The organism is Rhodanobacter sp. FW510-R10 (assembly GCF_058781105.1).
The window spans coordinates 142,184-165,247 of sequence record NZ_JBYSWL010000001.1 but is presented as its reverse complement, the minus strand read 5'-3'; the positions used below and the strand labels follow the sequence as shown (position 1 = coordinate 165,247).

General features: G+C 68.0%; 28 protein-coding genes. 8 read left to right on the top strand and 20 right to left on the bottom strand.

Annotation, left to right across the window (positions count from 1 at the left end; genetic code table 11):
- The first annotated feature begins 20 nt into the window (after window positions 1-20).
- Entirely contained in the window at window positions 21-722 is a 702-nt protein-coding gene (locus AC3WJB_RS00665; protein WP_492677689.1) for an SDR family NAD(P)-dependent oxidoreductase, read from the top strand.
- Between the two features lie 79 nt (window positions 723-801).
- Window positions 802-1,083, top strand: a complete 282-nt coding sequence (locus AC3WJB_RS00660; protein WP_492677687.1) for a 3-hydroxybutyrate oligomer hydrolase family protein — start codon at window positions 802-804, stop codon at window positions 1,081-1,083.
- On the opposite strand, the gene AC3WJB_RS00655 is transcribed toward AC3WJB_RS00660, so the two are convergent.
- The 7 genes from AC3WJB_RS00655 to AC3WJB_RS00625 form a co-directional block, all read right to left on the bottom strand.
- Window positions 1,084-2,298, bottom strand: a complete 1,215-nt coding sequence (locus tag AC3WJB_RS00655; RefSeq protein WP_492677685.1) for an NAD(P)/FAD-dependent oxidoreductase — start codon at window positions 2,296-2,298, stop codon at window positions 1,084-1,086.
- Window positions 2,295-3,011: a class I SAM-dependent methyltransferase gene (locus AC3WJB_RS00650; protein WP_492677683.1), complete on the bottom strand. Its 717-nt coding sequence runs from the start codon at window positions 3,009-3,011 to the stop codon at window positions 2,295-2,297. The genes AC3WJB_RS00655 and AC3WJB_RS00650 overlap by 4 nt, the downstream gene beginning before the upstream one ends.
- A 19-nt stretch (window positions 3,012-3,030) precedes the next feature.
- Window positions 3,031-4,089 (bottom strand): type III polyketide synthase, encoded by a 1,059-nt coding sequence (locus AC3WJB_RS00645; RefSeq protein WP_492677681.1) that lies wholly within the window; start codon window positions 4,087-4,089, stop codon window positions 3,031-3,033.
- A gap of 190 nt (window positions 4,090-4,279) precedes the next feature.
- Window positions 4,280-5,170, bottom strand: a complete 891-nt coding sequence (gene yghU, locus AC3WJB_RS00640) for a glutathione-dependent disulfide-bond oxidoreductase (protein ID WP_492677679.1) — start codon at window positions 5,168-5,170, stop codon at window positions 4,280-4,282.
- An 84-nt stretch (window positions 5,171-5,254) separates the two neighbouring features.
- On the bottom strand, window positions 5,255-6,502 hold the full coding sequence (locus AC3WJB_RS00635; protein WP_492677677.1) for a serine hydrolase domain-containing protein: 1,248 nt from the start codon (window positions 6,500-6,502) through the stop codon (window positions 5,255-5,257).
- Window positions 6,503-6,621: 119 nt separating this feature from the next.
- Window positions 6,622-7,794 carry a YbfB/YjiJ family MFS transporter gene (locus tag AC3WJB_RS00630; RefSeq protein ID WP_492677675.1) on the bottom strand — a complete coding sequence of 391 codons (1,173 nt, stop codon included), beginning with the start codon at window positions 7,792-7,794 and terminating at the stop codon, window positions 6,622-6,624.
- Complete coding sequence (locus tag AC3WJB_RS00625) at window positions 7,776-8,603, bottom strand: isocitrate lyase/PEP mutase family protein (RefSeq protein WP_492677673.1); 828 nt, start codon at window positions 8,601-8,603, stop codon at window positions 7,776-7,778. Before AC3WJB_RS00625 ends, AC3WJB_RS00630 begins: the two co-directional genes overlap by 19 nt.
- Before the next feature lie 207 nt (window positions 8,604-8,810).
- On the opposite strand from AC3WJB_RS00625, the gene AC3WJB_RS00620 reads away from it, so the two are divergent.
- Window positions 8,811-9,284 carry a helix-hairpin-helix domain-containing protein gene (locus AC3WJB_RS00620; protein ID WP_492677671.1) on the top strand — a complete coding sequence of 158 codons (474 nt, stop codon included), beginning with the start codon at window positions 8,811-8,813 and terminating at the stop codon, window positions 9,282-9,284.
- A gap of 62 nt (window positions 9,285-9,346) precedes the next feature.
- Here the strand turns inward: AC3WJB_RS00620 and AC3WJB_RS00615 are convergent, their stop codons facing one another.
- The 5 genes from AC3WJB_RS00615 to AC3WJB_RS00595 form a co-directional block, all read right to left on the bottom strand.
- Window positions 9,347-9,838 carry a VOC family protein gene (locus AC3WJB_RS00615; RefSeq protein WP_492677669.1) on the bottom strand — a complete coding sequence of 164 codons (492 nt, stop codon included), beginning with the start codon at window positions 9,836-9,838 and terminating at the stop codon, window positions 9,347-9,349.
- A gap of 50 nt (window positions 9,839-9,888) precedes the next feature.
- Window positions 9,889-10,599 carry a glutathione S-transferase family protein gene (locus AC3WJB_RS00610; protein ID WP_492677667.1) on the bottom strand — a complete coding sequence of 237 codons (711 nt, stop codon included), beginning with the start codon at window positions 10,597-10,599 and terminating at the stop codon, window positions 9,889-9,891.
- 123 nt (window positions 10,600-10,722) lie between these two features.
- On the bottom strand, window positions 10,723-11,079 hold the full coding sequence (locus tag AC3WJB_RS00605; protein WP_492677665.1) for a YciI family protein: 357 nt from the start codon (window positions 11,077-11,079) through the stop codon (window positions 10,723-10,725).
- Between the two features lie 17 nt (window positions 11,080-11,096).
- Window positions 11,097-12,359, bottom strand: coding sequence for an RNA polymerase sigma factor (locus tag AC3WJB_RS00600; protein ID WP_492677663.1), 1,263 nt, complete (start codon window positions 12,357-12,359; stop codon window positions 11,097-11,099).
- Window positions 12,360-12,415: 56 nt separating this feature from the next.
- On the bottom strand, window positions 12,416-12,832 hold the full coding sequence (locus tag AC3WJB_RS00595) for a YciI family protein (protein WP_492677661.1): 417 nt from the start codon (window positions 12,830-12,832) through the stop codon (window positions 12,416-12,418).
- Between the two features lie 229 nt (window positions 12,833-13,061).
- Here AC3WJB_RS00595 and AC3WJB_RS00590 point away from each other — a divergent pair, with 229 nt between their 5' ends.
- Complete coding sequence (locus AC3WJB_RS00590; protein WP_492677659.1) at window positions 13,062-13,415, top strand: hypothetical protein; 354 nt, start codon at window positions 13,062-13,064, stop codon at window positions 13,413-13,415.
- Between the two features lie 172 nt (window positions 13,416-13,587).
- Here AC3WJB_RS00590 and AC3WJB_RS00585 read toward each other — a convergent pair whose 3' ends face one another.
- Both AC3WJB_RS00585 and wrbA read right to left on the bottom strand, forming a co-directional pair.
- On the bottom strand, window positions 13,588-14,289 hold the full coding sequence (locus tag AC3WJB_RS00585) for a pirin family protein (protein ID WP_492677657.1): 702 nt from the start codon (window positions 14,287-14,289) through the stop codon (window positions 13,588-13,590).
- Between the two features lie 87 nt (window positions 14,290-14,376).
- Window positions 14,377-15,036, bottom strand: a complete 660-nt coding sequence (wrbA, locus tag AC3WJB_RS00580; protein ID WP_492677655.1) for an NAD(P)H:quinone oxidoreductase — start codon at window positions 15,034-15,036, stop codon at window positions 14,377-14,379.
- 113 nt (window positions 15,037-15,149) lie between these two features.
- On the opposite strand from wrbA, the gene AC3WJB_RS00575 reads away from it, so the two are divergent.
- Complete coding sequence (locus AC3WJB_RS00575) at window positions 15,150-16,064, top strand: LysR family transcriptional regulator (RefSeq protein ID WP_492677653.1); 915 nt, start codon at window positions 15,150-15,152, stop codon at window positions 16,062-16,064.
- A 64-nt stretch (window positions 16,065-16,128) separates the two neighbouring features.
- On the opposite strand, the gene AC3WJB_RS00570 is transcribed toward AC3WJB_RS00575, so the two are convergent.
- The 6 genes from AC3WJB_RS00570 to AC3WJB_RS00545 form a co-directional block, all read right to left on the bottom strand.
- Entirely contained in the window at window positions 16,129-16,758 is a 630-nt protein-coding gene (locus tag AC3WJB_RS00570) for a YceI family protein (protein ID WP_492677651.1), read from the bottom strand.
- 148 nt (window positions 16,759-16,906) lie between these two features.
- Entirely contained in the window at window positions 16,907-17,686 is a 780-nt protein-coding gene (locus AC3WJB_RS00565; RefSeq protein ID WP_492677649.1) for a hypothetical protein, read from the bottom strand.
- A gap of 71 nt (window positions 17,687-17,757) precedes the next feature.
- Window positions 17,758-18,207, bottom strand: coding sequence for a hemerythrin domain-containing protein (locus AC3WJB_RS00560; protein WP_492677647.1), 450 nt, complete (start codon window positions 18,205-18,207; stop codon window positions 17,758-17,760).
- Window positions 18,208-18,245: 38 nt separating this feature from the next.
- A complete protein-coding gene (locus AC3WJB_RS00555; protein ID WP_492677645.1) occupies window positions 18,246-18,539 on the bottom strand; it encodes a UBP-type zinc finger domain-containing protein in 294 nt (97 codons plus the stop codon).
- A 49-nt stretch (window positions 18,540-18,588) separates the two neighbouring features.
- On the bottom strand, window positions 18,589-18,954 hold the full coding sequence (locus AC3WJB_RS00550) for a cupin domain-containing protein (protein ID WP_492677643.1): 366 nt from the start codon (window positions 18,952-18,954) through the stop codon (window positions 18,589-18,591).
- A 148-nt stretch (window positions 18,955-19,102) separates the two neighbouring features.
- Window positions 19,103-19,900 carry an inositol monophosphatase family protein gene (locus AC3WJB_RS00545; protein WP_492677641.1) on the bottom strand — a complete coding sequence of 266 codons (798 nt, stop codon included), beginning with the start codon at window positions 19,898-19,900 and terminating at the stop codon, window positions 19,103-19,105.
- 129 nt (window positions 19,901-20,029) lie between these two features.
- Between AC3WJB_RS00545 and AC3WJB_RS00540 the strand changes: the two genes are divergently transcribed.
- From AC3WJB_RS00540 to AC3WJB_RS00530, 3 genes are all read left to right on the top strand, one after another.
- A complete protein-coding gene (locus AC3WJB_RS00540; protein WP_492677639.1) occupies window positions 20,030-20,809 on the top strand; it encodes an RNA methyltransferase in 780 nt (259 codons plus the stop codon).
- Between the two features lie 112 nt (window positions 20,810-20,921).
- Window positions 20,922-21,620: an MtnX-like HAD-IB family phosphatase gene (locus AC3WJB_RS00535; protein WP_492677637.1), complete on the top strand. Its 699-nt coding sequence runs from the start codon at window positions 20,922-20,924 to the stop codon at window positions 21,618-21,620.
- A 21-nt stretch (window positions 21,621-21,641) separates the two neighbouring features.
- Window positions 21,642-23,048, top strand: coding sequence for an aspartate aminotransferase family protein (locus tag AC3WJB_RS00530; RefSeq protein WP_492677635.1), 1,407 nt, complete (start codon window positions 21,642-21,644; stop codon window positions 23,046-23,048).
- Window positions 23,049-23,064 lie beyond the last annotated feature (16 nt).

Genomic DNA, 23,064 nt, shown 5'->3' with positions numbered 1-23,064 from the left:
GGTGATGCAGGAGGCGGACGATGGGCAAGCCGGTATGTGTGGTAACAGGGGTCGGGCCGGGCAACGGAGCGGCAATCGCGCGACGCTTCGCGCACGAGGGCCACGCGTTGGCGCTGCTGGCGCGCTCAAGCGCATACGCCACGGCGCTTGCGGCCGGGCTGGATGAGGCCAGGGCTTACGCCTGCGACGTGGGCGACGGGACTGCCGTGGCGGCGAGCTTCGCACGCATCGCCGAGGAGTTCGGCCCGGTGGAAACCCTGGTCTGCAATGCCGGCTCCGGCATCTGGGGGGACGTCGAGCACATCAGTCCGGCCGACTTCGAGGCTACCTGGCGGGTCAATGCGCTGGGCACCTTGCTCACCGCGCAGCAAGTCATCCCGGGCATGCGGCAACGCGGCGGCGGCAACATCATCGTGATTGGCGCCACCGCATCGCGGCGCGGCGGCGTGCGCAGTGCGGCGTTCGCGCCGGCCAAGGCGGCGCAGCGCAGCCTGGCCGAATCCATGGCGCGCAGCCTGTGGCCCGCCGGCATCCACGTGGCCCTGGTGATCATCGACGGGGTGGTGGATCTCGAGCGCACGCGCCAGGCCATGCCGGACAAGCCGGACAGCTTCTTCGTCCAGCCCGACGCGGTGGCGGCCACGGTGCACTGGCTGAGCCGGCAGGACCGTTCCGCCTGGTCCTTCGAGGTCGAGGCGCGGCCGTTTGCCGAGCATTGGTGAGCATCCCGCATCCTCTGCCCGGTGCCAGCGAGGTCCGTTCCAGGACCAGCTGATACCGGCAATACCGGAGGGGTCGACGATGAGCGAGGTTGATGACGCCGAAGTCCGCACCACCGTGCATCGTGGCCACGACGACTTGCTGAGCGCCGGCCTGGGCCTGGCTGGCCTGGCCGGGGCGCCGTCGGCCTTCGCCAATCCGTTGGCACCAGCCGCGGAAGAGCTGCGCCGCCGCGCCATCCTGGCGGGCTGGAAAGGCATTGCCCAGCTCCGGATCAAACATTCCCCAGCGGACGACGTCCTTGCGGATGCGTGGGTCAGGATGGCGCGGCCCGGCTTCGTCGACCGGCCCACCGATGTTTGACTAGACCACGTGGCGCACCTTGGCGCCGAAGCGCGCGCTGGTGGTCAGCAAATTCGGCCAGTGTTGCAGCACGGGCAGCAGCGGACAGGACAACGCCGGCCGCATCGCCAGGTGGGCGAAAGCGGCCGCCAGGCGGATGCGCGGCGCGAAATTGCGGCGCCAGGCGGCGGCATAATCGCGCCCGACCTCGTTCAGCGAGTCTGTGCGCCGTGCGGATTCGGCGCGCAGGTCCGCTTCCCGCGCCAGCAAGCGTTCGCACAGCAGCCACGCGGACTGGATCGCCATGCTGATGCCCTCGCCCAGGATCGGGTGCGCTTCGCCGGCGGCGTTGCCGATCGCGAACATGCCATTGCCGCGCCAGGGTTCGCGGATGGCCGGACGAATCGGACCCGTGCTGAGCCACGGCGCCACCAGCATGGCCGTCGCCAGCACGCGGCGTACCCCCATGCATTGCGTGTGCACGTGCGCGGCGGCGGCCAGCGCCGCCGGCAAGCCGCGCTGGCGGGCGCGGCAGTCGCGCAGCGCATCACGCCGGATGCAGAACGCGAACGTGGTGCGCCCGTGGTCACCCAGCACCACGCCGCCGTAGCCGCCGGCGAACGCCAGCACGGGCAACACCCCCGCCGCGATGTCGGCGTTGCCAAACGTGGCCTTGAAACCGAACAGGTCGCCGCGGTGTGGCGCGGACGCAACGCTGGCGCCGGCCGGATCGCGCTCCCACGATCCATGGGCCGCGATCAGGATTGGCGCGCTGAGCGTCGCGGTGGCGCCGCGCTGCCCCGCCGACAACTGGCAGATGTGCCGGTCGCCCTCGCGGATGATGCACTTGACCGTCCACGGTTGCCAGAGCGTGGCGCCGACCGCCGCGGCGCGCTGCAGCAGCAGGCTGTCGAGATGCTCGCGTCCGAGCGCCCGTCCCCACGGATGGGTGGAGCCGCCATCGCGCGGCAGCGGCGCCACCAGTTCATGCGAGCCGACAAACAGGCCGACGTGATGCAATTCCGGTCCGGCAAGGGCGGCGAACGCGGCGCCCACGTCCAGCGCATCGAGCAGCGGCAGATTGGTCGCGGCGATGCATTCGCCGCAGACCTTGCGCCGCGGAAACGCATGCTTCTCCACCACTGCCACCGACCAGCCCGCCCGTGCCAGCAGGATGGCGGCGGTCGAACCGGCCGGACCGCCGCCCACGATGATTGCGTCGTAGGCGTTGCTCATGGCGGCTGGCGCTCGGCCGCGAAGTGGTGGCTGAACAGGCCAGCGGTTGTCTCGTGGAGCAACCAGCCGCTGGCATTCGGCCAGCACGACGACAACTCCTGCGAGGCGAAGCCGGCGCGCACGCTGACCACGGCATCGTGCCGGGTGACCGCGTTGCAGCCGATCACGCCGAGCAGCTGGCTGCCCAGCAGGGCGGTCGCCGAGCGACGCGGTTCGAGGCACACGAAGGCTTGTGCACGGTCGGCGATGCCCGCCAGCAGCGCGTGCAACCGTGCACCCTCGAAGTGATGCACGAACAGGTTGGCGAACATGATCGGGCGTGCGGTTGTTTCCGCCATTGACGGCGCCCATCCCAGCCACTCAAGCGCGTCAGCCTGGATCACCTGCACGTCCCAACCCAGCGCATCGAAGCCGTGCCGTTTCGTGTCGCTGATCACTGGATGCAGGTCGAGCAAGCTCAACGTGAGCTTCGGCCAGCGAGGCGACAGGAGTTGGGCCAGATGCAATGCCTGGCTGCCGTCACCGGCGCCGAGTTCGACCAGGGGCGCGCCCGGTGTGCGTGCAAGCAGCGTATCCAGCGAGCGCGCCAGCAAGGGAGACGTACCCATCAAGCGGTTGATGCGGCGCAAGTCGCCACGCGAGCGACGCGCGCGCGGATCATCCGCGGCCAGCGTATCGAGCCATTCCGGCTTGAGCGCTCGCGATTTCAGCATGGCTCGGACCACGGTCGTCTCATGTCACTTCCAGCAACGCGCCATAACTGCTGAAGCCGGCGCCGAAAGCGGCCATCCACCACAGCCCGCCGGGCATCGCATCGGTCAGCGCCGCCTGCAGCACGAAGTAGACGAAAGCGCTACTGAGATTGCCGTACTCGCGCAGCATCGCCGCGCTGTGCCGCTGGTCGGCCTCGGTCAGGTCGAGCCGCTCGCGCAGCGCAGCCAGCACATCGCGGCCACCGGCGTGCAGGATCCAGCCATTGAGGTCCGCGCGCGTGAGGCCCTGGCCGGTCAGCGCCGTGGCCAGCACGCGCGCGGCGTAGTCGCCCGCCATGGCCGGCACTTCGCGGGTCAGGATATTGCGCAGCAGGCCATCGCGTTGTTCGAAGCGCAGGGCGTCGCGCGCCGCCGGATCGATCAGCGAGGCGGCCGCCCGCCAGCGCACTGCGCGCCGGCCGGCCGGCTGCCTTGCGCACAGCACAGCGGCGCCGGCCCCGTCGCCGAACAGGCAGGCGCTGATCAGCACGCCCGGATCGTTGTCCAGATACATCGCCGCACTGCACACTTCCACGCACACCGACAGCACGCGCTCGCAATGGCCTGACGCCAGCAAAGTCGCGGCTATGCGCCAGTTCGGCAACGCCGCGCCGCAGCCTTGCCCGACCAAGTCCAGCGCCTGCACGTCCGGGCGCAACCCCAGCCGCTGGGCGACGTAGCTGGTCAGGCCTGGACACAGATAGCCGGTGCAGGTGCTGATGACCACGGCGTCGATGTCGTCCGTGGTGCATCCGGCATCAGCCAGCGCCCGTTCCGCCGCCTGCGTGGCCAGCGCTGGCGCATGTGCCAGGAAACGCGCGTGCAGCGTGTCCGGATCGATGGCGAACACCTCATGCAGCGAATCGACCGCCAGCCGCCGTGCCTCGATGCCGTTGTCGCGCAACAACACGAACTCCGCGATCGCGCGCGCGCGGCGATCCAGCCGCTCGAACCACGGCGATACCGTGAACGCTGCCCAGCAGTCGGCTTTGGTGTAGCGCTGCGCAGGCGTCGCTGTGCCCAATCCGGCGAGATACATCGGCATCCAGTGCGTGAACGGCAAGTCGCATGGTATGGGCCTAGGCCGTTAACGGCGCGTGTTGTGACCTCCAGCCGTACCGTCGCTGGCGAGGCGGACACGTGACTCTCGGCTGGTCGGCTTGCGTGGCTGCCACGCGGGTGATCGCGCAATGGCGCGGTACCAGACAGCAGGAACGCGGCGCCACCTGCTAGCTTGGCAACTGCCAGCGGATCGTGTCGAAATCGCTGGCGGCGTGGCGCTCACGCAGCGTGGTGCCGTCATCCGCGGTGTGGTTGACGGCGCGCCCGCGCTGCACGGCGGGTCGTGCCGCAACGGTGTCCGCCCAGCGGCAAACGTGCCGGTAATCACGCACGGAGAGGAACTCGGCGGCGTGGTACACCTCGTTGCGCACCAGGCCGCCGTACCACGGCCAGATCGCGACGTCGGCAATCGTGTAGTGCTCGCCGGCCGCGTACTCGTGCTTGGCGAGCTGGCGGTCCAGCACGTCCAGCTGGCGCTTGACTTCCATCGCATAGCGGTCGATCGCGTACTCGATCTTTTCCGGCGCATAGGCGTAAAAATGGCCAAACCCACCACCGACAAACGGTGCGCTGCCGACTTGCCAGAACAACCAGGCCAGGCATTCGGCGCGTGCGGCCGGCGTCGTCGGCAACAGCGTGCCGAATTTCTCGGCGAGGTGGACCAGGATGGCGCCGGATTCAAACACGCGGATCGGTTGTGGGCCGCTGCGGTCGACCAGGGCGGGGATCTTGGAGTTTGGATTGACGGCGACAAAGCCGCTGGAGAACTGGTCGCCGGCACCGATGTCGATCAGCCAGGCGTCATATTCCGCTTCCTTGTGGCCCGCGGCCAGCAACTCCTCGAGCATGATCGTGGCCTTCTGGCCGTTGGGCGTGCCCAGCGAATACAGCTGCAGCGGGTGCTTGCCCACCGGCAAGGCTTGCTCATGCGTCGACCCGGCCACTGGCCGGTTGATGTTGGCGAACTTGCCGCCATTGGGCTTGCCTGGGGTCCAGATTTTCGGCGGTACATAGGCGGAGGTGTCATACATGGGCTTGGCCTCGGGTTCCGGCGTCATGCCGCGCCGATCCCCTGGTAATGCCGTCCGCCGGCGGCGTTTTCAAGGCCGCCCGGCGTGACGGCGCCGCCGGCCGGCTCGGACTCACTTGGCGCCGGGGAGCCCGGCCGCGCGCTTGACCGCGGCCACGAACGCGTTGCGCGCCGCGATCTGCGCCTTGCTCGTGGCGACCGGCCAGGCGGCCACCTGGGCGATGACCAGGTGCCGGTGGGGATCGACATAGACCATCTGCCCGAAGATGCCGATCGCGGCAAAGCTGCCGTCGGCGTCGGTCCACCACAGGTAGCCGTACCCGCGGCCGGGCTCTTCCAGCGCCTGCTGCTGGTCCAGCCCGCCCGCGAGCCAGGCGGCGGCGATCACCGGCTGGCCAGCCACCTTGCCGCCGTCGAGCATGAACTGGCCGAAGCGCGCATAGTCGGCCAGCGTGGCCGACAGGCCGCTGCCGCCGGTGTCGCTGTCGCTGCAGCCGTCCTTGATCCAGTAGGCGTCGGCGGCCATGCCGTAGGGCTTCCAGATCGTCGCCGCCAGCCAGGCGGCCAGCGACCGGCGCGTGGCATGTTGTACCAGGTCGCCCAGCAGGTCGGTCTCGGCGGTGTTGTAGTTGAAGTGGGTCCCCGGTGGCCAGGCGCGCGGCAGTCGCTTCAGGTAGCTCACCGCGGCTGACTCGCCAGGCACGCAGGCGCCGCGGTACATCTGTGCAACGTCCGATTGCGCGTCCGCATAGTCCTCGTTCCAGCGCACGCCCGAGGTCATGGTCATGAGCTGGCGCACGGTCACCTGGGCGTAGGCGCTGCCCTTGAGCGCCGGGATGTAGGTGTCCACCGTGTCGTCGAGCGAACGGATATAGCCCTGTTGCAGGGCGATGCCGGCCAGCACGGAAGTTACCGACTTGGCGACCGAGAATGACGTCCAGCGCTGCTCCGGGCCGAAGTTCGGCGCGTAGCGCGCCAGCCGCACGCGGCCGTCCTGCAGCACCATCACCCCGGCGATGTGGTGGCCCTGCATATAGCCGTCCAACGTCATTGCCGGATCGTTCCACTCCGGGGCGAGCGGCGCGCCCTGGGGCAACGGATGCGGCTTGGCACCATGGGGCACCAGGTCGGCGGGGAAGATCCGGTACATGCGAGGAAAATCCACCTCACGCTTGGCCTGCGACCAGAACAACACGCCCTCGCGCCGTTGGCCGATAGTTTGTGCTGCGTCCTCTTGTGCCGCCGCTACTGATGCCTGCGGCGCCGTTGCCGCGCGGAGATCGGCAGCCGACGTCGGCAGCAGCGGGTTGAGCGCGAACAGGGCGCCAAGCAACAGCACCGCGTGGATCTTCCGGTACATGGCAATAGTCATCGAAGCAGGGATGGGGCCGGCTCACTGCGCGGGACCGACCATGATGCCAGGTTGGGTGCGGCTTGCCGGTACATGCCGTGGCTCTACCGGCGGGCAGTGGGCAGATGCTATCGGGCCGAGCGCCACAGTATGGCCGCTGCCCACACCAGCACCAGCGCGGCGAGCGAGAGCGCGGCAGCCAGGCCGTGGGCGAGATGGGCGACGGCGCTGACCACCAGTGGGCCGAGCACCTGGGTGACGGCAAACGCCGCGGTCATCGCGGCGATGAAGCGGGTGGCGTCGACACCGCCCACGCGGCGCGCCTCGCGCAGGCCGAGCATGGTCACCACCATGAAGGTGCCGCCCACCAGCAGCGCGGCGAGCAGGATCGCGGTGAGCGACGGCCAGACCACCGGCAGCACGACGCCAGCCGCCATCAGGAGGTAGCAATCGGCCCACAGCCGGCGGATGTTGCGCGCCTGCAGCCAGCGCGACACGCCCCAGGTCGACAGCGCCGCCGCCGCGCCGAACACCGGCCACGCCCAGCCGAACACCGCGGGGTTGCTGAGGTGCTGGCGCGCCATCGCCGGCAGGAAGGTGGCCGGGATGATGTAGCCGAAGCCGAAAGCCGCATAGCAAGCGATCAGCCGCCATTGGTCTGCGTGCCATCGGCTGCGGCGTAGCGCAGGCGCGGTGGGCGCCGCTTGCGCATCCTGCGGCAGCCGGCCAAACGCGGCCCAGATCGGCAGCACCAGGACCAGCGACACCGCGCCGAAGATCTGCCAGGTGCGATCCGCGTCGATGCCAGTCCGCATCATCAACATGCACAGCAGGCCAGCGCCGGCGATGCCTATCCCCACTCCGGCAAACACCACGCCGCTGGTTGCCGGCCGTTGCAGCTCGGCCAGCCATCCCAGCGCCCACGCCGACACGTGCACCAGCACCCAGGCGCTGGCGATGCCGGCAATCAGGCGCAACACCGATTGCATGCCCAGTCCGTGCGCGATCCCCATGCCGAAAGTGACCAGCGCAATCAGTACCAGGCCGCCGCGTACGGCCCACGCCGTCGTCAGGCGCGCCGCAGCCAGCGCACCGACCAGGTAACCGAGGTAGTTCGCCGCGGCGAGCCACCCGGCGGCGGCCAACGACAAGCCGGTGTCGGCCTGCATCATCGGCAGGATCGGGGTGAAGGCGAAGCGGCCTACGCCCATGGCCACCGCGAGTGCCAGCAGGCCTGCGCTTGCCACCAATGCGGGCGCGGAGCCGCTCGCCGCCGTCTTGGTCACGCGTGCTTGAAACATCGGGTGAGCTCGCCATAGCCGACCAGGTTGGCCAGGCCATCGAAGCGGCCTTCGGCGAGTGGCTTGGCGGCAGCCATGAAACCGGTCCATGCCGCGCGCGCCAGCGCACCGCCGACGCTGATCCGGCGCACGCCGAGGGCGGCCAGTTCGGCCACGGTGAACGGCGCGGCCGAGCCCATGAGCACGTTCACCGGTTTGGGCGCCACCGCCTCGACCACGGCGGCAATCTGCTCGCGCGTGCGCAGGCCCGGCGCATACAGGCAGTCGGCGCCGGCGCCGGCGTAGGCGACCAGGCGGCGCAGCGCTTCGTCGAGCGGCTGCGGGTGCCCGGTCAGGAAGCATTCGGCGCGACCGACCAGCAGCACGTCCTGGCCGCTGGCATCGATCGCCTGGCGCGCCGCGCGCAGGCGTGCCACGGCATCATCCAACGCATACAACGGCTGCGCGGCATCGCCGGTGGCGTCCTCGATCGACAGCCCGGCGACGCCGGTATCCACGCAGCGGCGCACGTTGGCGGCGAGCTGCCGGAGATCCCGCGCGTGGCCGTCCTCGAAGTCGGCGTTGACCGGCAAGACCGTGGCTTCGACCATCTCCCGGCAGTAGCGCAACACCTCATCCACCGCGATCGCGCCATCGGCTTCGCCGCGCGAAAACGCATAACCCGAACTGGTGGTCGCCAGCGCCTTGAAGCCGAGCTGTGCCAGCCAGCGCGCCGAACCAGGATCCCATGGATTGGGGATGACGAAGCAGCCGCTGGCGTGCAATTGACGGAAGGCGGCGCGACGCTGCCCGATGTCTGGGGTATCCATGGTGACCTCCTGTGGCCGGAAAGCTGTACCGGCATGATGCGCTCTGGCGAACCCGCACCGCGCGTTGGCGCCGGGTGGGGCGCGGTCGTATGCCGCCGTGCGGCCAATGTCGTCCGCGGTTGGCTGGCTGGCGGGCGGGCAGGCTGCCGGCGCATGATGGCACGGCATGCGGCGGTGGCGGAGTGCGTGTCGCGGAGGGCAATTGGCATGGCAGTGGACAATGCGGAAATCGCGCGCCTCATCACGCGCTACGCCGACCTGCTGGAAATCGACGGCGCCAACCCGTTCCGTGTCCGCGCCTACCGAAATGCCGTGCGCTTCCTGACCAGCACCGGCCAGGACATGGCGACCCTGGTCGGCGAAGGGCGTGAGCTCGAAGGCTTGCCCGGCATCGGCAAGATCCTGGCCGATAAGATCACCACCATCGTGCGCACCGGCAGTTTGCCGCAGCTGGAGAAGCTCGAGGAGCGCGTGCCGGCAGGTCTCGCGGATTTGCTGGAACTGCCTGGGCTGGGTGTCAAGCGCGTGGACCTGCTGTACCGCAAGCTCGGCATCGAGGGCCCCGCCGACCTGGAGCGGGCAATCGAGCGGGGCGCGCTCGACGCCCTGCCGGGATTCGGCGGCAAGACGCTCGAGCACCTGCGGGCCGCGCTGGCCAAGCGCGGCGATGCCACGCGTTGACGCGCCAGGCGCTGCACCGCGCCGCGCGCCGGCACCGCGCTTCGACAGCGCGTGGCGACGGTTTAGGCCCCGCGCACAGCCGCTTCGATCGCGGCGACGTCGATCTTCTGCATCTGCATCATGGCCTGCATGGCGCGGCGGGCAGCGGCACGATCGGAGCTGGACAAGGCATCGATCAGCACGCGCGGCGTGATTTGCCAGGACAGGCCGTAGCGGTCCCTGCACCATCCGCACTCGCTGGCCGCGCCGCCATTGCCGATGATCGCGTCCCAGTAGCGGTCGGTCTCGCCCTGGTCGCCGGTGTAGACCTGGAACGAGACGGCTTCGTCGAAATGGAACTGCGGCCCGCCGTTCAAGCCGATAAACGGCATACCCAGCACGGTGAACTCGACGACCAGCACGTCGCCGGAATGGCCTGCCGGGTAATCGGCCGGCGAACGGACGACCGCGTCGACGCGCGAATCGGGAAAAGTCTCGGCATAGAAGCGGGCGGCTTCCTCGGCGTTGCCGTCAAACCACAGGCAGGCGGCGATTTTTCGCTTGGGATGGGACATAGGACAATCCTCGTTGTCGGATGGAAATAAAACACTGGACCCGGCGGGGCTCAGTCGATCGGTGGCGCCGCATCGAAAACCGCCCGCTGGGCGGCAAATGCACGCTGGTAGGCGGGGCGTGCTTCACCGCGGGCGACGTAGGCGGCGAGCTTGGCGTGGGCATCCAACATGCCTGAGGCTTTCAACCTGAGCAGCACCGCCACCATCAGCAGGTCGCCGGCGCTGAAACCACCGTCGAGCCAATCGGCATGGCCGAGTCGGTTCGCGAGCTGGCCCAGCCGGTCGTGCACGCGCCCTTCCACCACTGGCAGGCGCGCCTTGCTCCAGGGCTGCCCGGCTTCCAGCAACCGGGCGTTGGCGAGTTCAAGGATGGGCGGCTCCACCGTATTCAGCGCGGCAAACATCCATGCCAATGCGCGGCCCCGGGCATTGGCGTCCACTGGCAGCAGGCCGGCATGGTGCTCGGCAATATGCAGCACGATCGCACCCGACTCGAACAGGACGAGATCGCCCTCCGTATAGGTGGGGATCTGTCCGAACGGATGCAGGGCAAGGTGCGCCGGCTCCTTCAAGGCCGGGAACGAAAGCAGGCGTACCTGGTAGGGTTGGCCCACTTCCTCGAGCGCCCAGCGCACGCGCATGTCGCGCGCCAGGCCCCTGCCGCGGTCCGGCGAGCGGGCAAAGGCCGTGATCGTGGGCAGTGTGGAGGTGCCCTGGATCCTGGGATGCGGCGGAGCGTTGGTCGCGTGGGGTTGGCTCATGCTGCCGATCCTCGGCCGGCGGGTCTTGCCAAGGCGACGAATGGAGAGGGCCGAAATCGACCATGCGCCGGATCAGGCGGCCGCGGGTTCAGTGTGGCCGCACGCTCGGCCGCAGCGGGCCGGTCAGCCCAGGTAGCAGGGTCCGGTTTCCCGCACCTCGAGCGTGGCCCACTGCGCCGCCGGGCACCTGGCGGCCAATTCCAGGGCCTGCTCCCGCGTTGCACAGTCCACCAGGAAGAATCCGCCGATCATCTCGCCGGCCTCCGTGAATGGCCCGTCGCGTACCGTTTGCTTGCCGCCGCGGACTTGCAGGCGTTGGCCCTCGGCGTCATTGCGCAGGGATGAATACGCACGCAATACGCCGCGCGTCTTGAGTTCGTCGGCATAGGCCTGCATGCGGGCGTAGGCGTCGTGGGCCTCGGCGGTGCGGCGCTGGGCGCGTTGCCCGTGGGGCTCGAGTACCATCAACAGGTAGGACATGCCTGGGCCTCCCTCCGTCATGCGGCGCACGCCGCGGCGCGCTGCTGCAGCAGCGTGGATTCGCGCGTGTTGCCGGTGAGTGTCGCCGCGCGCTCGAACTCGGCCCGCGCCTCGGCGTGCCGGCCCAGCTTGAACAGCAGGTCGCCGCGTACGCTGGCCAGCAGGTGGTAGCGGGCGAGCGCGCCCTCGCGGCACAGTCCGTCGACCAGCACCAGTCCTGCCGCCGGGCCATCGGCCATCGATACCGCGACGGCGCGATTCAATTCGACCACCGGCGAGGGCGCCACGGCGGCCAGGCGGGCGTACAGCGCGGCAATGCTTGGCCAGTCGGTGTCGTCCGCGTGCAGGGCGCGTGCATGGCAGGCGGCGATGGCCGCCTGCAGCGCATAGCTGCCGTCCGCGCCGCCGAGCTTCTGCGCGCGGAGCAGCGCCGCCAATCCGCGCTGGATGAGCAGGCGGTCCCAGCGTGTACGGTCCTGCTCCAGCAGCAGGATGGGCGTGCCGTCGGCGCGGCTGCGCGAATGCAGCCGCGAGGCCTGGATCTCCATCAATGCGACCAGGCCGTGGACCTCGGCTTCGTCCGGCGCCAGCTCGGCCAGGACGCGGCCCAGGCGCAATGCTTCCTCACACAGGTCCGGTCGGGCCCAGGCGTCGCCCGCGGTGGCGGTATAGCCTTCGTTGAAGATCAGGTAGATCACCTCGAGCACGCTGGCCAGGCGGGATGCGAGGTCCTCGCCGCGGGGCACGCAAAAGGGAACCTGCTTCTCCGCCAGCATGCGTTTGGCGCGCACGATGCGCTGGGCGACGGTCGCCTCCGGCACCAGGAACGCGCGGGCGATTTCCCGGGTGGTGAGGCCGCCCAGCATGCGCAAGGTCAGCGCCACTTGCATGTCGCGGCCCAGCGCGGGGTGGCAAGCGGTGAAGATCAGCCGCAGCAGGTCGTCGCCAATGTCGTCGTCCAGCATGTCGGCCTGGTCCGGTGCAGGCGCTATCGGCCCGTTCCCGAGCTCATATTCGAGTGCGGGGCGCTTGGCATCGCGCATCTGCCGGTGGCGCAACATGTCGATGGCGCGGCGCTTGGCCGTCGTCATGAGCCAGGCCCCGGGATTGCCCGGCACGCCGTCGCGCGGCCAGCGCTCGAGGGCGACCAGCAACGCCTCCTGCAGCAAGTCCTCGGCCTGGCCGACATCGCGCAACATGCGCGCCAGGGCAGCAATCAGGCGTGGCGCCTCGATTTTCCACACTGCCTCGATGCTGCGATGGGTATCGGTCGCGGTCATGGTCCCCGATCACACCATTGCCTGGGGCCTCCCGCAAGTGCTGCATCCGGCACGGTTCAGTGCCTGGCTATTTTCTCGCGCACGCGCGCCGCGCGAGCCCGGATTTCCGGTGTGGCGGCGTCGCCGAAATCGTCCACTTCGAACAGCGGCCGGAGCTCGATTTCAGCGCCGCCGTCGAACGGCGCCCGCTTGATCCATTCGATGGCCTCTTCGAGCGAACGCACCTGCCACAGCCAGAAGCCGGCAATCAGGTCCTTGCTTTCCGTGAACGGGCCGTCGATGACCCGGCGTTGCGTGCCGTCGAAGCGTACCCGTGCCCCTTTGGACGTCGGGCGCAGGCCGTCGCCCATCAGCATGATGCCGGCTTCGACCAGTTGTTCGTTGAACTTGCCCATCTCGGCCAAGCCCTTGCTGTCCGGCATGACGCCGGCTTCGGACTCGGCGGTGGCTTTCACGATCACCATGACGCGCATGATTGTCCTCCCGTATCCCGGCACGGCCGGTGGTATGGAGGTGACGAACGGGCGGCCCGGGAATCGACAGCGTCGCTGGTCGATGCCTGGGGTCGGCCGACGAGCAATCCGTACGGGGCGCAGGCCAGTCGCGCAGTCGGGCTGGCGCAGGTGGGCGGTTCTTGCGCGCTGTCGCGGTCCCGGCAAACGGACGCATAATGGTGCGGGCGACAACTGCAAGGAGCGGATGATGCAAAGCAATCCAGTGGCCGGATCACCGGCTGGGGCCGCGGGCGCGGCGACGCAGGTAGCGCGCATGCGCGCGGCGGTCGACCAGGCGGTGGCGGTCGGGCCGGATTTCCTGCACGGCAAAGTCGATGCCGACCACATGGCCCACGCCATGGTCAAGGCCGTGCGTACTTATGCCGAGCAGGAGCGGGCCATGGGCGGCGATGGCCGCGCGCATGGCGCGGACGCCGAACAGCTGCAGGATGTATTGGCTGAGCTGATGGCCTGCGGTTCGGGCTACCTTGCCGGTCGTTGCGACGCCGCCTGCGTCGGTCGCACCATGACCCAGATGGTGCGCGAATTCGGCGCGCACTAGCGTCCCCGCGGTTCCGCTTTTGCTGCTTTAAATCAAGAGCGTTTCGTGCGCCTTTGGCGCGCGAAAGCTCTGAAGCTCTTGGTCCAAACCCGCGGCATGGCCGAACAGCAACAACGAGGTCATCGCATACTGGCGCGCCCCGGCAGGGAACGGGCCGGGACGCGAGGTGGGATCAGGAGGGGAGGTCGAAGACCAATACTTCGGCCTGCGCGCCGTCGGCGATTGTCACGTGCGGTTCGTCGCGGTACAGCAGCGCGTCGCCGGCGCGCAGGCGCTGGCCGTTCACCGTGACCGCGCCGCGCGCCACATGCACATAGGCCAGGCGGCCTGGCGCGAGATCGTGGCTGGCAGCCTCGTCACCATCGAACAGGCCGGCGTACATGCAGGCATCCTGGTGGATGCGCACTGAGCCTTCGCGCCCATCCGGGCTCACCACGAGGCGCAAGCGACCGCGTTTTTCGGATTCCGCATAGGTCTTCTGCTCGTAGCCCGGGGTGAGCCCGGTCTGCGCCGGCAGGAACCAGATCTGCAGGAAGTGGGTGATGGCGTGCTGGTCGTGGTTGAACTCGGAGTGGGTGACGCCGGTGCCGGCAGTCATGCGCTGCACTTCGCCGGGCACGATGCTGGAGCGGTTGCCCATCGAGTCCTGATGCCCGAGCGCGCCTTCCAGCACGTAGCTGACGATCTCCATGTCGCGATGGCTGTGGGTGCCGAAGCCCTGGCCGGGTTGCACGCGATCCTCGTTGATCACGCGCAGCGGTCCCCAATGCATGTGTCGGGGGTCGTGGTAGTCGGCGAAGGAAAAGCTGTGCCAGGAGTCCAGCCAGCCGTGATTGGCGTGGCCGCGCTCGGCGGCCGGGCGAACGATGAGCATGGTTGCTACCTCCTCGCAGTGGACTCGATGCGTGCAGCCGGTACTGTTCGCTCCTGTCGTGCGTGGCGGTACCGGCTTGCGGGTGGATCAGGCGGCAACTTCCTCAGCCGTATCGGCCGGGGCTGCCGCACCGACGACGCGGGACTCGGCCGCCGCGAGCTTGGCCGCGATACGTGCCACGTACTCGCCCTGGGCGCGTGCGATCTCAAGCTCGTTGGCGCTGGGCTGGCGCGAACCATCCCCACCGGCAATCGTGCTCGCGCCATAGGGTGAGCCGCCGCTGACCTCGTCGATCACATGCAGGCCGGGGGTGGTCGGCGGCACGCCGAGCACGATGAAGCCGTGGTGGAACAACAGATTGTGGAACGACTTGATCGTGGTCTCCTGCCCCCAGTGCTGCTGGCCCGAGCTGGTGAAGACGCCGCCCACCTTGCCGGCCAGCTTGGCGGCGGCAAACAGGCCGCCGGTCTGGTCCAGGAAACTGCGCATCTGCGCGGCGACATTGCCGAAGCGCGTGGGCGTGCCGAAGATGATCGCGTCGTACTCGGTCAACTCGGCCACGCTGGCGAGCGGGGCCTGCTGGTCGAGCTTGAAGTGGGCCTGCTTGGCGACGTCCATCGGCACGGTTTCCGGCACGCGGCGAATGGCGACTTCGGCGCCGGCGCGGCGCGCACCCTCAGCCTCGGCCTGGGCCATCTGCTCAATATGGCCGTAACTGCTGTAGTACAGAACCAATACCTTTGCCATGTCGCTTGCTCCTGCGTGCTTGGGCCCGGTGGCCGATGTAGACAATCTACAATTACGTTTGTTGATTGAATAGCGCAAAATTATCGGGCTATACATTGGATAAACTGATAAGTATGACGACGGGCAATCCTCGTGGACCACGCGTCCCGCTGGAGCACTGGCGGGCATTGCGTGCCGTGGTGGAAGCGGGAAGCTACGCGGCCGCGGCTGGGCAGTTGCACAAGAGCCAGTCCGCGATCACCTATGCGGTGCAGAAGTTGGAACAGACCTTGGGCGTCAAGGCGTTCGCGGTGCATGGGCGCAAGGCCGTCCTGACTGCGGCCGGCCAGGTTTTGTACCGTCGTGCCGGTGCCCTGCTGGACGAGGCGGCGGCCCTGGAAAGCGCGGCTGGCGAACTGGCCAAGGGCGGCGCGACCGAAGTACGCCTGGCGGTCGAGACGGTATTTCCGACCTGGCTTTTGCTGCAGGCCCTGCAGCGCTTCGGCGAGGAATGGCCGGCGACGCGTATCGAGTTGTTCGAAACCGTACTGGGGGGTACCGAAGAAGCGCTGAGCGAGCGTCACGCCGATCTCGTGATCACTGGCATCCTACCGCAGGGTTTCCTCGGTGATCCCCTGCTGCGCTTGCGTTTCATTGCCGTGACTGCGCCAGGCCACCCCCTGCAGCACCTGGGCCGCGCGGCGACACAGCGCGATTTGCGCCGCCATCGGCAACTGGTGATCCGCGATTCCGGCGCGACGCGCAAACGCGATGCTGGCTGGCTGGCGGCGGAGGCGCGCTGGACTGTCAGCCACAAGGCCACCTCGATCCGCGCCGTATGCATGGGGCTCGGCTTTGCCTGGTACCCGGAGGATGTGGTACGCGACGAACTGGCGTCAGGTGCGCTCAAGCAATTGCAGCTGGAGACCGGGGCCGAACGTTACGCAGACTTGTACCTGGCCTTTGCCGACCGTGACTGCGCCAACCCTGGCGTGCTGCGCCTGGCCGAGCTGCTGCAGCATGCCGTGGCCGAAAATAAAGAAAAATAAAGGGGCGTGGCCAAATTAAACCAGTGGAGCGGACGCAGCGGATTTGACCGTGACGGGTCATGGATTAATTTGTCACGTCCCCTTTATCGACAATCGCGGCCCAGGCCTTGCTCTCGACTGCCTCGGCCGTGATGCGCAGGTCGATGCGGTCGCTCACCGCCGGCACGTAGGCACCCATGCCGAATTCCGAGCGGTTGATCTGGGTGGTGGCGTCGAAGCCCGCAGCCGGCACGTTGTGCATGCCGTGCATGCCGACCTGGTTGACGTGCACGTCGAGGGTTACCGGCTTGCTGATGCCGCGGATGGTGAGCGTGCCGGTCACCAGCAACTTCCCGGCTGCAGGGCCGCGTTCGACCTTGGTACTCCGGAAATGGATCTCGGGGAACTGCGCCGCGTCGAAGAACTCCACGCTGCGGAAATGCTCGTCCTGCCTGGGTACCGTGGTCCGCACGCTGGCAACCGGGATGGTCACTTCCACCCGCGAGCGCTCGGGTTGGTCGGCAGCATAAGTCAGCGTGCCCCGGATCTGGCAGAACACGGCGGCGGGGGTGGAAAAGCCGAAATGATTCCAGCGCGCAACGACCTCGGTATGTCCCGGATCAAGTGAGTAGGTGACCAGGCCGCTGGGAGTCGAACCGCCGCTCGCCGCATGGGCGTCAGCGGCAAGAACCGCATATGGCAAGAGATGGCGCATCGTATCGTTCCTCGAACTGAAGTTGGACAGCGCTGCCAGGCGGCGCCGTCGCCGCAGTGGCAACACTGGACCACATGCGTCCCTGCCACCTTGAACTCAAGTTGCATCGCGTGTTACGCGCCGAAGCACGAGTGGGGTGCTTGCCCACTCAACCGGGAGCGTCCATGGCGACGTAAGCGCCGGCAAAGCCGCGTACCGGATCGCCATAAATGTCGACGAGGTGTTGCGCTGGCGCCCACGACTGCATGAAGGCGGAGATTTGCCGTGATGAGCCAACCAGGCAACCGATCTTGGTGCGGCCGTCGCGGACCTTCACCGCCGAGAGGCAGCATTGCCCCTCGCGGGCCGCGGCGAGCAGCAGCTCGGGTACTGCCTGTGCACGCATGTCGGCGACCTCGATGCCTGGCGCCAGGGCCATCCGCGGCGCCTCGCGCAAGGCCAGCCGCGAAGCTGCCACGTCGCGCAGCAATGCGACGCTCGAGCGTTGTTCGAAGGCCGCGCGCGAGGCCACGTGCCAGGCGAGCAGCGCGTCCGGCTCGACAGCCGGACACTCACCGCGATAGGCGGCGCCCAGGCAATGATCGGCGGCGGCCACCAGGCGCATGCTCGGCGTCACCACGATGTCGCAGGCCAGTTGCGCGCGCAGCACCGCCACAGTCTGGCCGAGGCTGGAGGCGGCCCAGAACCCGGTGGGTGGCTGCCCGTAGCCAGGGTCGCCCGGGCGGTGGTGGTCGATGCGTCGTGCAGCGCGCGGCGCATCGCCGACGCATTCCACCAGGTAGACGTCCTTGTCCATGTGCAGGGCGGCCATTGCCGCCGGCGGCATGACGGCGCGGTAGGCGTTGCCCGGGTAGACCCGCTTCCTGCCGATGGTGGCGAACACAAACGGCAGGCCGAGTCCGGCGAGCAGCTCCTCGATCGCGTGCATTTCCGGGTCGGCGGCGCCCAGGACGAACAGCGCTGGCCGGTGTCCCCCGGCTGTGGTTGACGCGCTCGAGGTCAATGCGGCGCCGTCGCGCAGACCCAGCCTTCGGGTGCGTTGGCATGGCCGATGGCCGCGGCCAGGGCGGCGTCGTCCAGGCGGTCGGCGGCGGCGTAGACGATTTGTTCTTCCTTGGTGTTGTGGATCTGCAGCAACTGGAACAGCTGGCGCGCCGGCTCGTGCAGTTCCGCCACCGGCGTTGCCGCAGCGCAGGCCGTGGAGAGGCTCGTCAGCAGTGGCCACATCTGGCCGTGTTCGCGTTTCATGACGAAGACCGGCATGGCCAGGCCTGCCTTCATCAGCGGCGGGAACAGCAGCGCCTCTTCCAGGTACAGGTGCCGGCGCAGGAGGTCCATGGTGGCGGCCAGGTTGTCGAGACTGCCATGGCCATCGATGATGCCCTGTACGCCGTCGTCGATCTGGCGGTGCTGGCTGGCCAGCGTTGCGCTGAGTGGAACCGTAGCCATGCGTGGTGCTCCTCTGGTTTCCAGCGACGGCGGATGTCTCAATCGAGGTAGGCGTCGTCGACGTAGCACCATGCCCAGTCGGGGCCGGCCTCGATCGTCTTGATGATCGGGTGGCCGGTGGCGGCATGATGCGCGCTCGCATGGCGGTTCTTTGAGCTGTCGCAGCAACCGACGTGGCCGCAGGTCATGCAGATGCGCAGTTGTACCCAGGTGTCGCCGTTGGCAGCGCATTCTTCGCACACGCGCTTGGCATAGCTCACCTCGAATGCCGCGTCTGTATGCGTGCAGTGCTTGGAAGCGCGCTGCTTCGCAGTCAAATCTACCTTCGGCATGCCAACTCCTCGGCGTGGGATGCATTGGTGCCAGCTTACGCCGGCGTTGTTATCGCCAGGTGCCGTTGCGGAAATGCTCCATCACCTCGCCGTGGTCGGCGTCGGTCGGCGGCGGTGACACCACCACCAGCACGGTGGTGCGCTGGTCGGCGCGGATGCCGCGCGCCTGACCGGCCCCGACGACCAGCATCGCACCCGGTCCGGCTTGCTCCAGTTCCTCGTTGCCGGCCACCAGGGTGGCCTGGCCTTCCAGCACCAGCATGGTGATGTCGCTGCCTGGGTGATGCACCGGGATGGCCTGTCCCGGCTCCAGGCCGACGACCATGGTGCGGCTGTGTGCAGTCTGGGCCAATACATTCGGGGTGAAACGCTGCGGCTGGAACCTGGCCAGCTCCTTGACGGATGCGACGATCATGCTCTCTCCTCGACTCGGATCACGGCGCGGCTGGGTGCGCCGCCGTCCCGGCAGCATCCCGCGCGTCATGCACGCTGTCCATGTCCAGGATCAAGTGCGACGACATCCGCCGCCGCGTGCCGTCAGGCGGCCGCCTGGGTACGGATTGCTACAGCAGCGCCGGAGTGGCGTGGGCGCGGATGACCTCGGTCATGCCCTGCACGATGTGGTGGTTGCCGGCGATCAGGTTGCCACTGGCAGGGATGCCTTCGCGGCCGGCGAAATCCCCGAATTGGCCGCCCGCTTCCTGGACCAGCAGCACGCCTGCGGCGAGGTCCCACGGCTTCAGGCCGGTCTCGAAATAGCCGTCGAAACGCGCTGCCGCGACGTAGGCGAGGTCGAGCGCGGCCGAACCGATGCGGCGGATATCCTCGGCGCGCTCGAGCAGCGCTCGGGTCATGGCGAGCTGGGCGTCCACGTGCTCGCGCTGGCGGAAGGGGAAGCCGGTGGCGATCATTGCGCCGTCCAGGCTTTCGCGGCGGGAAACGCGCAGGCGCCGGTCATTGAGTACCGCGCCATCGCCCTTGCTGGCGGTGTAGAGCTCGTCACGCAACGGATCGAACACCACACCGTGCATCGGGACGCCCTTGTCCAGCAATGCGATGGAGACGCAGAAATGCGGGATGCCACGCAGGTAGTTGTGTGTGCCGTCGAGCGGGTCGATGACCCAGGTCAGCGGGTTCTTGCCGCTCGCGCCGCTCTCCTCGGCCAGGATTGCGTGGTCCGGGTAGGCGCGCCGCAGCTCGCGGATGATTTCCTTCTCGGCCAGCTTGTCGACCTCGGAGACGAAATCGAGCTGGTGCTTCTCGACCACATGCAGCGCATCGATGCGGTTCATGTAGCGCAGGATGATGTTGCCCGCGGCGCGCGCGGCGCGCGCCGCGATCGTGACGGCAGGACGGGACATGGATGGGTGCGAACGTGGTGGGGTGGGGCGTGGATTCTAGCAGAGGCCTGCCTGCGCTCCGGCGCGGGCCGGCCAATGCGCGCGGCCAATGCACTATTCTTGGTGCCTTTCCGCCGCTTGCTGCCGCACATGCCGACGCTTGCCGATGCCACGGTTCCGTTCCGCTTCGTGCTCGTGCGCACGGCGCATCCGGGCAATATCGGCAGCGCCGCGCGGGCCATGCGCACCATGGGTTTCACGCGCCTGGAGCTGGTCGCGCCAACCCGCTTTCCCGATCCGCAAGCGATTGCCATGGCCGCCGGCGCCGATGCCGTGCTGGACTCGGCGGGCGTGCATGCGGACATGATCGCCGGCCTGGCCGGGTGCAGCCTGGCCATTGGCTTGTCGGCGCGACGGCGCGGCGTGGCTTTGCCGGAGTGGTCGCCGCGTGAGGGTGCGCAACAGGCGCTGGCCGCCGCCGTGCGCGGCGAACAGGTGGCTCTGGTGTTTGGCAACGAACGCACTGGCCTGGAAAATTCCGAGCTGGCGCATTGCCATGGCATGGTGCGCATCCCGAGCGTGGACGATTTCAGCTCGCTGAACCTGGCCCAGGCGGTACAGGTGATGGCCTACGAGATGCGCCTGGCCATGCTCGCCGAGGCGCCGCCGGGCGTTCCCGCGAGCGCTGTCGAGCGGCCCGCGGATGCCGTGGAAATGGAACAATTCTTCACGCATTTGGAGCAGACGCTCGACGACATCGATTTCCACAAGGGCCGCACGTCGACGACCGTGGTGTTGCGCCTGCGCAAGCTCTTCCAGCGCGCACAGATGGACGAGCGCGAAGTGCGCATCCTGCATGGCATCCTGGCCGATGCGCAGCGCATGGCCTACCTCGCCGGCGTGGCCGACCGCGACGCTTCCGCGGGCTGAGAGCCGGGGCAGCGAATGGCTATGGGTGAAGTGCACCGTGCAGCGGAAAGGCGGCGGAAAGAGAGCGCGCGTTAGGGTGGCGGTCGATCCCAATAGCGATGCGGCTGACCCCATGTCCTCCTGGACCATCCTGTGCGATTTCGACGGCACGATTGCCGTGGAAGACGTCATTGACTCGCTGCTCGACCGCTACGGCCGACCCGGCTGGGAAAAGCTGGAGCGCGATTGGCGCGCGGGCCGCATCGGTTCGCGCGAATGCATGGGCGCGCAGGTGGCGCTGCTGGACGTGAGCCGCGAGGAACTGGACGAACACCTGGCCGGATTGTGGATTGACCACGCCTTCCCCGCGTTCGTGGCCAAGGCGCGCGCACTTGGCGTGCCAATCCGCGTGGTAAGCGATGGGCTCGATTACGCCATCCAGCAGATCCTTGGCCGTTATGGCCTCGATGACCTGCCCGTCGCGGCCAATCACCTGCAGCCGGCCACGCCGCCGCAGCGCTGGCAGCTGACTTCGCCCTGCCAGGCCGCTGACTGTGCCAGCGGCACCTGCAAATGCGCGTGTGTGGCGCAGGCGCGCAGCAGTGGTGCGCGTACCCTGCTGATTGGTGATGGTGCATCGGATTTCTGCGCCGCGAACCAGGTCGATTTTGTTTTCGCCAAACACCGCCTGATCGAGCACTGTCGCGCCGCCGGCATCCCCTACGTGCCGATTACCGGCTTCAAGGATGCGCTCGAATTCCTGCCGCTCCTGCTCGACGGCCGTCTGGACGCCGAGACGGCTCCCGCCTTCACCGAGGCCGCGGCTGCCTGAAATCCGACCTGAGAGGTCCGCATGAACGTTTTTGACAAGCACGCCAGCCTGGTGATCGATGACGCCGAGCTGCTCGCCGACGAGGCGAAGTACAGCTCCTTCGGCGATACCGTGCATTACGTCGACCCGCCGAAGATCTTCCGCAGTTGCCACGGCAGTTACATGTTCGACACCGCCGGCGTGCCGTTCCTGGACCTGCAGATGTGGTACTCGGCAGTCAATTTCGGTTACGGGAACAAGCGCCTGAACGACGCGCTCAAGGCGCAGATCGACCTGCTGCCGCAGGTGGCCAGCCAGTACCTGCACCAGAGCCGCATCGAGCTGGCCAAGGCCGTGGCACTGGACGCCAAGGCGAAGTTCGGCCTGGACGGCCGCGTGCACTTCAACGTCGGCGGCGCGCAGGCAATCGAGGATTCGCTGAAGCTGGTGCGCAACTACACGCACGGCAAGAGCCTGATGTTCGCGTTCGAGGGCGGCTACCACGGCCGCACCCTGGGCGCCTCGTCGATCACCTCGAGTTACCGCTACCGCCGCCGCTTCGGCCACTTTGGCGAGCGCGCGATGTTCCTGCCGTTCCCGTATCCGTTCCGCCGGCCCAAGGGCATGAGCGCGGAGGAATACTCGGACAGCTGCGTGCGCCAGTTTGCCCGCCTGTTCGAGACCGAATACAACGGCGTATGGGATCCCAAGACCAACCAGTGCGAGTACGCGGCGTTCTACGTCGAGCCGATCCAGGGCACCGGCGGTTATGTGATTCCGCCGCCGAACTTCTTCAAGGATCTGAAGAAAGTACTCGATCAATACGGCGTGTTGCTGGTGGTGGACGAGATCCAGATGGGCTTCTGGCGCACGGGCAAGTTGTGGTCGATCGAGAACTTTGGCGTCAAGCCCGACGTGCTGGTGTTCGGCAAGGCGTTGACCAACGGCCTCAACCCGCTGTCGGGACTGTGGGCGCGCGAGGAGCTGATCAACCCGACGGTGTTTCCGCCCGGCTCGACGCACTCCACGTTCAACTCCAACCCGCTGGGGACTGCGCTTGGCCTCGAAGTGCTGCGCATGGGCAGGGAGATGGACTACGAGGCCAGCGTGCCGCGCAAGGGCGCGCACTTCCTGGATGGCCTGCGCGACCTGCAGAAGCGCCACAAGGAGATCGGCGACGTGGATGGCCTTGGCCTCGCGCTGCGTGCCGAGATCTGCACCGGGGACGGCTACACCCCGAACAAGGCGCTGCTCGACCGCATGGTCGACATCGGCCTGGCCGGCGACCTCACGCACCAGGGCAAGCCGATCGGCCTCGTGCTGGATGTGGGTGGCTGGTACAAGAACGTCATCACGCTGGCGCCCTCGCTGGAAATCAGCGACGAGGAAATCGACCTGGCTATCATGTTGCTGGACCAGCTCATCACCAAGGCGAAGCGGAGCCTGTGAGCTGCCGAGCGGCCGC

What these genes read in the sequence shown, in the direction of transcription:
- AC3WJB_RS00665 (WP_492677689.1), top strand. Translation starts at nt 21, where the DNA reads ATGGGCAAGCCGGTATGTGTGGTAACAGGGGTCGGGCCGGGCAACGGA.
- AC3WJB_RS00660 (WP_492677687.1), top strand. Translation starts at nt 802, where the DNA reads ATGAGCGAGGTTGATGACGCCGAAGTCCGCACCACCGTGCATCGTGGC.
- AC3WJB_RS00655 (WP_492677685.1), bottom strand. Translation starts at nt 2,298, where the DNA reads ATGAGCAACGCCTACGACGCAATCATCGTGGGCGGCGGTCCGGCCGGT.
- AC3WJB_RS00650 (WP_492677683.1), bottom strand. Translation starts at nt 3,011, where the DNA reads ATGCTGAAATCGCGAGCGCTCAAGCCGGAATGGCTCGATACGCTGGCC.
- AC3WJB_RS00645 (WP_492677681.1), bottom strand. Translation starts at nt 4,089, where the DNA reads ATGTATCTCGCCGGATTGGGCACAGCGACGCCTGCGCAGCGCTACACC.
- yghU (WP_492677679.1), bottom strand. Translation starts at nt 5,170, where the DNA reads ATGACGCCGGAACCCGAGGCCAAGCCCATGTATGACACCTCCGCCTAT.
- AC3WJB_RS00635 (WP_492677677.1), bottom strand. Translation starts at nt 6,502, where the DNA reads ATGTACCGGAAGATCCACGCGGTGCTGTTGCTTGGCGCCCTGTTCGCG.
- AC3WJB_RS00630 (WP_492677675.1), bottom strand. Translation starts at nt 7,794, where the DNA reads ATGTTTCAAGCACGCGTGACCAAGACGGCGGCGAGCGGCTCCGCGCCC.
- AC3WJB_RS00625 (WP_492677673.1), bottom strand. Translation starts at nt 8,603, where the DNA reads ATGGATACCCCAGACATCGGGCAGCGTCGCGCCGCCTTCCGTCAATTG.
- AC3WJB_RS00620 (WP_492677671.1), top strand. Translation starts at nt 8,811, where the DNA reads ATGGCAGTGGACAATGCGGAAATCGCGCGCCTCATCACGCGCTACGCC.
- AC3WJB_RS00615 (WP_492677669.1), bottom strand. Translation starts at nt 9,838, where the DNA reads ATGTCCCATCCCAAGCGAAAAATCGCCGCCTGCCTGTGGTTTGACGGC.
- AC3WJB_RS00610 (WP_492677667.1), bottom strand. Translation starts at nt 10,599, where the DNA reads ATGAGCCAACCCCACGCGACCAACGCTCCGCCGCATCCCAGGATCCAG.
- AC3WJB_RS00605 (WP_492677665.1), bottom strand. Translation starts at nt 11,079, where the DNA reads ATGTCCTACCTGTTGATGGTACTCGAGCCCCACGGGCAACGCGCCCAG.
- AC3WJB_RS00600 (WP_492677663.1), bottom strand. Translation starts at nt 12,359, where the DNA reads ATGACCGCGACCGATACCCATCGCAGCATCGAGGCAGTGTGGAAAATC.
- AC3WJB_RS00595 (WP_492677661.1), bottom strand. Translation starts at nt 12,832, where the DNA reads ATGCGCGTCATGGTGATCGTGAAAGCCACCGCCGAGTCCGAAGCCGGC.
- AC3WJB_RS00590 (WP_492677659.1), top strand. Translation starts at nt 13,062, where the DNA reads ATGCAAAGCAATCCAGTGGCCGGATCACCGGCTGGGGCCGCGGGCGCG.
- AC3WJB_RS00585 (WP_492677657.1), bottom strand. Translation starts at nt 14,289, where the DNA reads ATGCTCATCGTTCGCCCGGCCGCCGAGCGCGGCCACGCCAATCACGGC.
- wrbA (WP_492677655.1), bottom strand. Translation starts at nt 15,036, where the DNA reads ATGGCAAAGGTATTGGTTCTGTACTACAGCAGTTACGGCCATATTGAG.
- AC3WJB_RS00575 (WP_492677653.1), top strand. Translation starts at nt 15,150, where the DNA reads ATGACGACGGGCAATCCTCGTGGACCACGCGTCCCGCTGGAGCACTGG.
- AC3WJB_RS00570 (WP_492677651.1), bottom strand. Translation starts at nt 16,758, where the DNA reads ATGCGCCATCTCTTGCCATATGCGGTTCTTGCCGCTGACGCCCATGCG.
- AC3WJB_RS00565 (WP_492677649.1), bottom strand. Translation starts at nt 17,686, where the DNA reads ATGCACGCGATCGAGGAGCTGCTCGCCGGACTCGGCCTGCCGTTTGTG.
- AC3WJB_RS00560 (WP_492677647.1), bottom strand. Translation starts at nt 18,207, where the DNA reads ATGGCTACGGTTCCACTCAGCGCAACGCTGGCCAGCCAGCACCGCCAG.
- AC3WJB_RS00555 (WP_492677645.1), bottom strand. Translation starts at nt 18,539, where the DNA reads ATGCCGAAGGTAGATTTGACTGCGAAGCAGCGCGCTTCCAAGCACTGC.
- AC3WJB_RS00550 (WP_492677643.1), bottom strand. Translation starts at nt 18,954, where the DNA reads ATGATCGTCGCATCCGTCAAGGAGCTGGCCAGGTTCCAGCCGCAGCGT.
- AC3WJB_RS00545 (WP_492677641.1), bottom strand. Translation starts at nt 19,900, where the DNA reads ATGTCCCGTCCTGCCGTCACGATCGCGGCGCGCGCCGCGCGCGCCGCG.
- AC3WJB_RS00540 (WP_492677639.1), top strand. Translation starts at nt 20,030, where the DNA reads ATGCCGACGCTTGCCGATGCCACGGTTCCGTTCCGCTTCGTGCTCGTG.
- AC3WJB_RS00535 (WP_492677637.1), top strand. Translation starts at nt 20,922, where the DNA reads ATGTCCTCCTGGACCATCCTGTGCGATTTCGACGGCACGATTGCCGTG.
- AC3WJB_RS00530 (WP_492677635.1), top strand. Translation starts at nt 21,642, where the DNA reads ATGAACGTTTTTGACAAGCACGCCAGCCTGGTGATCGATGACGCCGAG.